Annotated in this window: 7 protein-coding genes; 6 read left to right on the top strand and 1 reads right to left on the bottom strand. The window is 39.0% G+C overall.

Translation table 11 applies throughout. The annotated features are described in order from the left end of the window. Positions 1 to 213 precede the first annotated feature (213 nt). The 6 genes from FJ218_10255 to speB all read left to right on the top strand — a co-directional run bounded on the left by FJ218_10255 (position 214) and on the right by speB (position 6,771). Entirely contained in the window at positions 214 to 738 is a 525-nt protein-coding gene (locus FJ218_10255; protein ID MBM4167282.1) for an LOG family protein, read from the top strand. Positions 739 to 824: 86 nt separating this feature from the next. Further along, positions 825 to 1,631 carry a T9SS type A sorting domain-containing protein gene (locus FJ218_10260; protein ID MBM4167283.1) on the top strand — a complete coding sequence of 269 codons (807 nt, stop codon included), beginning with the start codon at positions 825 to 827 and terminating at the stop codon, positions 1,629 to 1,631. Between the two features lie 40 nt (positions 1,632 to 1,671). After that, positions 1,672 to 2,403: an esterase gene (locus tag FJ218_10265; protein MBM4167284.1), complete on the top strand. Its 732-nt coding sequence runs from the start codon at positions 1,672 to 1,674 to the stop codon at positions 2,401 to 2,403. 60 nt (positions 2,404 to 2,463) lie between these two features. Continuing rightward, on the top strand, positions 2,464 to 2,832 hold the full coding sequence (locus tag FJ218_10270; protein MBM4167285.1) for an arsenate reductase: 369 nt from the start codon (positions 2,464 to 2,466) through the stop codon (positions 2,830 to 2,832). A gap of 16 nt (positions 2,833 to 2,848) precedes the next feature. Then, positions 2,849 to 5,545 (top strand): T9SS type A sorting domain-containing protein, encoded by a 2,697-nt coding sequence (locus FJ218_10275; GenBank protein ID MBM4167286.1) that lies wholly within the window; start codon positions 2,849 to 2,851, stop codon positions 5,543 to 5,545. A 320-nt stretch (positions 5,546 to 5,865) separates the two neighbouring features. Continuing rightward, positions 5,866 to 6,771, top strand: a complete 906-nt coding sequence (speB, locus tag FJ218_10280) for an agmatinase (GenBank protein MBM4167287.1) — start codon at positions 5,866 to 5,868, stop codon at positions 6,769 to 6,771. Between the two features lie 72 nt (positions 6,772 to 6,843). On the opposite strand, the gene rsmG is transcribed toward speB, so the two are convergent. Next, the gene (gene rsmG, locus FJ218_10285; protein ID MBM4167288.1) at positions 6,844 to 7,521 is read right to left on the bottom strand and encodes a 16S rRNA (guanine(527)-N(7))-methyltransferase RsmG; all 678 of its coding nucleotides are present in this window, start codon (positions 7,519 to 7,521) and stop codon (positions 6,844 to 6,846) included. Between the last annotated feature and the right edge of the window lie 499 nt (positions 7,522 to 8,020).

An 8,020-nucleotide genomic window follows, 5' to 3' on the forward strand; every position in this document is an offset into this window, starting at 1 on the left:
CTCTCGATTTCCTCTTCTTTGCAAAACTTGGCGATGCGGTTGTGCATTTTACGATTGAAAATATTTTCAACACGAAATATTACGTTGTTCCGTTTTATCCAATGCCGGATAGAAATTTGCGGCTTGGCGTTACGTGGGAGTTCCTGAATTAATTTTAGATTTTAGACTGGAGATTTCAGATTTTTTTTTCTAATTACTATTTGCCAATTACAAATGATAATTACTATTTTTGGAAATGCAAGATGTGTTCCCGCTTCAGAAGAGTATGAAACGGCGTACGAACTCGGAAAAGAACTCGCGAAACATCACTTCACTGTTTGCAACGGCGGCTACGGTGGAATTATGGAAGCATCTGCACAGGGCGCGAAAGCAGTTACGGGAAAAACTATCGGCGTTGTTATCAAATCTTTTTTCAGTAAACCGAATGTATATCTCGATGAAATCGTAGAAAAAAATTCTCTCATTGAACGAATGATGGAATTGATTGAACGCGGAGATGCGTATATCATTCTTCGCGGAGGAACGGGAACGCTGCTCGAGTTTGCCGCCGTGTGGGAACTTGCGCATAAACAAATAATGAAAGAGAAACCGATTGTATTACTCGGTGATTTTTGGAAACCGGTTGTTCAATTATTCGAGAATGAAAAATCATTTTTCAACGGAGGAACAATTACGCAATACGTTACCGAAGTTTCTTCAGTTGAAGCGTGCGTGAAATTATTGCAGGAAAAATTGTAAATCTTTTTTCAGAAATCAGTTTGCCGAGAAGAAGAAAAGTTTTAGTTTAAGAGCAAATTTTTTTTCAAATTAAGGACCCCAAAAAAATGCTTTCAAGAAATTTAAAAGCAGAGCAACTGCTATTTTCTTTTTTCATAATGTCATTCTTTTTTTTCAACACAAATTATGCGCGGCAAAACGGAATCACCGGAAGAACGAAAAAATTCAACGCCGGCTGCAACGATTGCCACGGAGCAAACGCAACCACTTCGGTAACGGTTATGATTATGGGACCCGATACAATCGAAGTGAATCAAACGGCAAATTATTCCGTGATGATAATGGGAGGACCCGCAATAAAAGGCGGAACAAACATTGCTGTTTCGAACGGAACGCTGACGGGAATTTCCGCATCATTGAAAAAAGTAAGCGATGAATTAACGCACGTTTCGCCAACATCGTTTTCGGGAGGAATGTTGGAGTTTCAGTTTACGTATAAAGCAACAACAACGGGAACGCAAACGGTGTTTGCAACGGGAAACAGCGTGAACGGAAACGGTCAATCAAGCGGCGACCAGTGGAATTGGGCGCCGAACAAAACAATAACAGTAATTCCGCTTGCATTTTCCGAAGATAATATTTCATCAGCGAAAACATTTTTTCTTTCGCAAAATTATCCGAATCCGTTTAATCCTGTAACAACAATTCGATACACGATTCACGAGCCACAATTTACAACGATTAGAGTTTTGGATATTCTGGGAACAGAAGTTGCAACACTTGTAAAAGAAAACAATGATATCGGCACACACACAGTACGTTTCGATGGAAATTCGTTAAGCAATGGAACGTATGTTTACGAACTCACAACAAAAGATTTTTCAGAAAGAAAGAAAATGATTTTGCTGAAATAATCAGCATATAGTATGTACGAAAACATAAGGAGAAAAATTTATGCATCGAGAAATTATTAAATGGTACAGTACCCAACTGGAAAAAGAAATGGAAGTCGTCAAATACGGTCATTACGGATTTGCGTTATTGATGTTTCCAACAGCAGGCGCAGATTTTCTTGAGTACGAGCGGTTTGAACTGACGGATGATATTGCGTCCATTGTTGACGGGGGAAAGTGCAAAGTCTATTCTATCAACAGTATCAACAAAGAAAGCTGGTTGAATGATGACGTTCCGAATTGGCAGAAATCGTTTCGGCACTATCAGTACAATCAGTATGTTGTTGATGAAGTTGTTCCGTTTATTCACAATGATTGCAATGGAAGAGTGCCGATAATAACGTGCGGAGCATCGTTGGGAGCATTGCATTCTGCAAATATGTTTTTCAAACATCCCGATATTTTTGACGGCGTGATTGCAATGAGCGGCGTGTATTCGTTGAGCGCTTACAGCAAAGGATATTACGATGACCATTGCTATTACAATTCGCCGTCGGATTTTTTACCGGGATTATGTGATGAAACAATTCTCGAACAATTGCGAACAAACAAAAAAATTATTATCGCAACAGGACAAGGCGAATACGAAGACCCGTCGGCATCGGTTCGCTTGTCGGAAATTTTGATGGAGAAAAATATTCCTCACGATTTGCAGTTGTGGGGACACGATATGCGGCACGATTGGCCCACGTGGAGAAAAATGCTTCCAAATTTTTTGGAATCAAAATTTTAAACGAAACGAGAGATTCTTAACCACAAGAATCCATTTGATTTTCCAAAATTTTCTAAAGCGATGTTGAAAAAAACAGAAAAAGTAAAACTTATCATCTACCAAAAACCAACATGTTCTACGTGCAGACAAGTATATGGAACGCTGAAAGAAAGCGGAGTAGATTTTGATACAGTCAATTATTATGTTGACCCGATTCCTAAAAAGAAACTGAAGGAACTTTTAAAAAAAATGAAGTTGCACGCAAAACAACTTTTCCGAACCAAAGAGCCGTTATACAAAGCAATGGAAATCGAAGAAAAAAATTATTCCGAAGACGAACTCATAGAGATACTTTCGCTTCATCCAGAATTGCTTCAGCGACCGATTATCGAGAAAGGGAATACGGCAATTCTCGCGCGACCAGCAGAACGCATCAAAGAAATTTTGTAACAATCTTTCCAATTATATGAAACGCTCAATTCTATTTCTCTGTTCATTTTTCTTTTTTCTTTTCGGGTTCTATTTTGTACAAGAAGAAAAAAACAATGACACGCAAGCGTCGTCAAAAGTCAGAAAAGAAAAGAAAGAAAAAACTTCCGGCGCGCTCGAAGCATTAACATTCTGGACACGCTCACGCGCATTTCCTAACGATGATATTCCCGATGCTGGATTTGCAGATGCATTGCACTATTCACGGGAAAAGTTGCGCACTATTTCTGAACGAAAATTTTCATCGGAAGAATGGAAAAGCATTGGACCAACGAATATCGGTGGGAGAACAATTTCCATCGCCATTAATCCGCAAAATCCGAGCACGATTTATGCGGGTTCAGCAAGCGGAGGATTATGGAGAAGTCATACGGGAGGCGAAGGAGCAACGGCGTGGAAGTATGTTGACATAAAAGATGCAAATGGAAATTATTATGCAGTTCTTGGCGTTGGAGCAATAGCAATAGACCCAACAGATACGAACACGATCCTCATCGGAACGGGAGAAGTATATGGTTATGGTAAATCCGTAGGAGGATTTGGGTTGCGCACGACGCGTGGAAGTTATGGAATAGGAATTTTGAAAACAACAGACGGCGGAGAAACGTGGACGCATCCTGTGAATTGGGAAAGAAAACAAAAGCAGGGAGTGCAAGATATTGCGATGAATCCGAAGAATCCGAATATTGTATATGCAGCAACAACAGATTCCGTGTTGAAATCAACAAATAAAGGAGAGTCGTGGTTTTCAATTCTTGATACCATAATGTCGGTTGATATTCTTGTGAATCCGATAGACACCAATATTATATTTGTTTCGTGCGGAAATTTGGGAAGCCGCGGTTCGGGCGTGTATCGAAGTACCAATAGTGGTTTTACGTTCACAAAAATTGATACGCTTCCGAAATTTTCAGGAAAAACTATGCTTTCAATTTCTGAGAAGTTTCCGAATGTCGTTTATGCCGATGTTGCTGATAGTACTGCTAGTAAAGGATTGTGGCGTTCAACGGATAATGGCGTAGTGTGGAGAAGATTAACAACAACCGATTATGCGTTGTATCAAGGATGGTTTTCGCATTTTGCTGTTGTTCATCCGAAGGATACATCAAAAATATTGTGCGGGGGTGTGGATGTTTGGAAATCAACCAATGGAGGAAAAACGTTATCCCAAAAATCGTATTGGTACAATTGGTATTTGGATACGTTAATTGCTCCTGGGTTTCCTGAAGGAACATCGGATTATTCCCACGCAGACCATCACGCGTATGCAATTCATCCAACGGATTCAAACACGGTTTATTTTGGAAACGACGGTGGAATTTTTCGCACAACAAATTTTGGCGAAACATTTCAATCATTGAACGGAGGTTATCATACGCAGCAATTTTACAACGGAAGTTCCAATTCGTTTTCTGATTCTAATTTTGCAAGCGGAGGAATGCAGGATAATGCAACGGCTATGTATTTCGGAAGAAATGATGGCGCATGGTATCGTTGTATCGGTGGAGACGGTTGTTGGACGGCGATTGACCAGAAAAGTGATTCGGTTGTGTATGGTTCTGCGCAGTATTTGTATATGGTAAAAAACGTAACGCGAGGGAGGGGATTTTGGAATTACACGTATGGAGGAGTAAGCAACGTTGTAAATTTTGTTGCGCCGTATGTTCTTTCACCATACTGGAACGATACAATTTCTACAACAAAAAGCAGGGTTATTTATGCGGGAGAAGATGTTGTTTCGAAATCGACAGATGGGGGAATTACTTGGACAACAACAAATAACAATTTGTCGCTCGATGGGAATGCCGTACTTTCGCTTGCCGTTTCAGTTCACAAGCCGGATACCGTGTATGCAGGAACGCTTCCAATGGTTGCACACCAAGGAATTTGGAAAACAATCAACGGAGGAACGGCGTGGACAAAAATTGATACGTCGTCGTTGTTAAGTCTTCCGAATCGGTACCCGCTTGATATTGCGATTGACGAACAAAATGCATCACGCGCATTTGTTGTCTTTGGTGGATTTGAAACTTCGCATCTTTTTAAAACAATTGATGGAGGACAAACGTGGTTTGATTGCGACCGAGGACGCCTCCCGAACATTCAAACAAACGCGGTTTTCATTGACCCAAAATTTCGCCATAATATTTATGTGGGAAATGATATAGGCGTATTTCTTTACGCCGAAACGAGTTCTGGTGATTCGGTGATAAATTTTTCAGAAGGAATGCCGCCTGCAATTGTTATGGATTTATCCATTTCGCGTTCGAACAGAATGTTGCGGGCATTTACTCACGGACTTGGTGCGTGGCAACGACGTCTATGGGATTCTACATTAGCAGAGATTCCAGAACCACAGGAGATCCCTCTTTCATTTGAGTTGAAACAAAATTTTCCGAATCCGTTTAATTCGACGACAACGATTCGATTTGAAATTCCCGTAGGGGCAATTCATAAATTGCCCTTACAAACAACGTTGAAAATCTACAACGTTATCGGTCAAGAAGTTGCAACGTTGATTCACAACAAGCAAACAGATATTGGAATGCACGAAGTTCGGTTTGATGCGAGTAATTTTTCAAGCGGAATTTATTTTTATCAATTATTCGTCGGAACCAATTTAGGAAAAGTCCAAGAAATTTCTGAAACAAAGAAAATGATTCTGTTGAAATGACCATCAGCGGATTTTCCTTTGTTCGCAACGGCGTCAAATTCGATTATCCTTTTTGCGAATCAATTCTTTCCATCCTTCCGCTTGTAGATGGGTTTGTCATCGTTGTTGGAAAAAATGACACTCTCGGATTTGTTAGAAACAGAACCCAGTATTAGTGTTTCTGAATGGATGAAAACAGTCATTTACCAAAGGAACGACGTTTCACCAACTACGCGCATATTGAAATGTATAGATAATGCAAAAAAAAGAAATAGAATTTTCTGCGGTCCTATATTATTTTCTCAAAAGAAATCAGCACAAATAATTTTTCGCGAAATTCAATGATAAAGTTAAATACACTTGGAAGTAACAGAAATTTTTTAGGAATAGAAAAGGATTATTCTTCGTTAGAAAATTCGTCAATTGTAATTCTCCCTTGTCCGTATGAAGCAACTGTCAGTTATGGTGGTGGCACGAAGAATGGCCCAAAAACAATTCTTGCGGCTTCTCACTACGTAGAGTTTTATGACGAAGAAATAGACAAAGAGATATACAAAAAAGTAAAAATTGCTACTTTTGCTCCGCTTAAATTTGGGAGCAAAAAGAACGAATCTGCGTTGGGGTTGATTTATGAAAATGCAAAATTCATCCTTTCCAAAAACAAATTTCTCCTTACACTTGGAGGAGAACATACAATCTCTCAAGCATTAATTAAAGCACATCTCGAAAAATATCCCAATCTTTGTGTGTTACAATTCGATGCTCATTCGGATTTACGGATGTCGTATCAAGGCAATAAATACAGCCATGCGAGTGTGATGGCGCGGGTGTGTGAATTGCTCAATTCGGAAAAATTATTTCAGGTTGGAATCCGCGCTCAATGTATCGAGGAATCTGTTTTCATAAAAGAAAACGGAGTGAACACTTACTATGCACATCTCATCAGAAATTGGAAAAAGAAAAGAACGTGGCAAGAGGAAATTGTGAACCAACTCAGCGACGAGGTCTATATTTCGTTCGATGTGGATGGATTTGACCCGTCAATAATGCCATCAACGGGAACGCCAGAACCGAATGGACTGTTGTGGCAAGAAGTAATGAATTTATTATGGTTAGTTGGCAAGAAAAAGAAAATCGTGGGAGCAGATGTTGTAGAATTTTCTCCAATTATTAACTTGCATCACCCTAATGAAACCGCTGCAAAATTGGTTTACAAAATTCTCAATGCGGCGTTTTATAAAGAATAGTACATAGTTTATACGGATTAAACGAAATTTCGCTGATTATATCTCTTTGCAATCGGTTCTTCCTTCCGTGTCTTATCCGCGTTCTCTTCCAAACTTCACAACAACCAATTTTTTTTCTGCATCGTTCAAATATTCTAAGCCCTTCAATTCAATATTCACTACTTGTAACTCTATGAGTTTCATTGAATTACTTTTTCTAATTTCCTCACTTAAGTCCCCACCTTTCAAGGCAAGTAGCGTTCCTCTTTTCTTCAAAAATGGTTTCGACAACTTTATTAACTCATTTAACGGAGCAACAGCACGAGAGACAACAACATCATACTTGCCAAAAAACTCACTTCTTTTTCCAAATTCTTCAGCACGACCGCAAGCCACGTTAGTTTGTTTTAATCCCAACTTTTTCACAATTTCTGAAACTACTCTTATTTTCTTTTGAGTTGAATCGAGCAATGTAATTGAAACATTATCACAAACTATTTTAATGGGAATTCCAGGTAAACCGCCACCGGTTCCCAAATCCAAAAGCGTAGAACAATTTTCCAATTTGTTCATCAAATAAATCGAAAGCGAATGAAGTATATGATTCTCCCAAACTTGCCCTTCGTCTTTTCGGGAAATCAAATTGACTTTTTTATTTGCTTCAAGCAAGAGCGAAACGTATTTCTCTAATTGCAAAAATTGTTCACGAGAAATTGTGCGTTCGTTCTTTTCAAAGATTGATTTGTGTTCAGCGAACAATGTAGTACACATTACTTTATATTAGAAAAGAATTTCGAAGTATGTTACAAATCCAAAAAACTGTGTGGGATCCATTTTGGCTACTTCACCAGAACAACCTTTTTCGTTTCTTTGTACGACAAAATTCAATTTTGTCTCACACTCAGCCGCACAAAATAAATTCCGCTCTGAAAATTCTCTGCGTTCCATTCATGGTGTGTTTGCCTGCTTGCATTTCCTTATTGTCAAAAAGTAAGGAAACTTCCTTGCTGGAATCTGTAACTTAAAGCCTGCTCTACACTTGTGCCATTTTAAAGTTACCTGTGCAGGCAACCATCGATTGAATCCTACCGCCCAACCGTTTAATATGTCGGTAAAATAAATATCTACAACAGGACCAGCCGAAGGTTTTGATGGGAAATACGCTTTTTCCCACTCCCCATTTATTGACACTACCCAGAGAGTCAATAAAAAAGTTAATAATATAATTATTCGTTTCATTTGATTTCTAAAAGCTATTGTTGAACATACT

The sequence above is a fragment of the Ignavibacteria bacterium genome, from assembly GCA_016873775.1.
In the GTDB taxonomy this organism is placed as follows: Bacteria; Bacteroidota; Ignavibacteria; order UBA10030; family F1-140-MAGs086; genus JAGXRH01.

What these genes read in the sequence shown, in the direction of transcription:
- FJ218_10255 (MBM4167282.1), top strand. Translation starts at nt 214, where the DNA reads ATGATAATTACTATTTTTGGAAATGCAAGATGTGTTCCCGCTTCAGAA.
- FJ218_10260 (MBM4167283.1), top strand. Translation starts at nt 825, where the DNA reads ATGCTTTCAAGAAATTTAAAAGCAGAGCAACTGCTATTTTCTTTTTTC.
- FJ218_10265 (MBM4167284.1), top strand. Translation starts at nt 1,672, where the DNA reads ATGCATCGAGAAATTATTAAATGGTACAGTACCCAACTGGAAAAAGAA.
- FJ218_10270 (MBM4167285.1), top strand. Translation starts at nt 2,464, where the DNA reads ATGTTGAAAAAAACAGAAAAAGTAAAACTTATCATCTACCAAAAACCA.
- FJ218_10275 (MBM4167286.1), top strand. Translation starts at nt 2,849, where the DNA reads ATGAAACGCTCAATTCTATTTCTCTGTTCATTTTTCTTTTTTCTTTTC.
- speB (MBM4167287.1), top strand. Translation starts at nt 5,866, where the DNA reads ATGATAAAGTTAAATACACTTGGAAGTAACAGAAATTTTTTAGGAATA.
- rsmG (MBM4167288.1), bottom strand. Translation starts at nt 7,521, where the DNA reads ATGTGTACTACATTGTTCGCTGAACACAAATCAATCTTTGAAAAGAAC.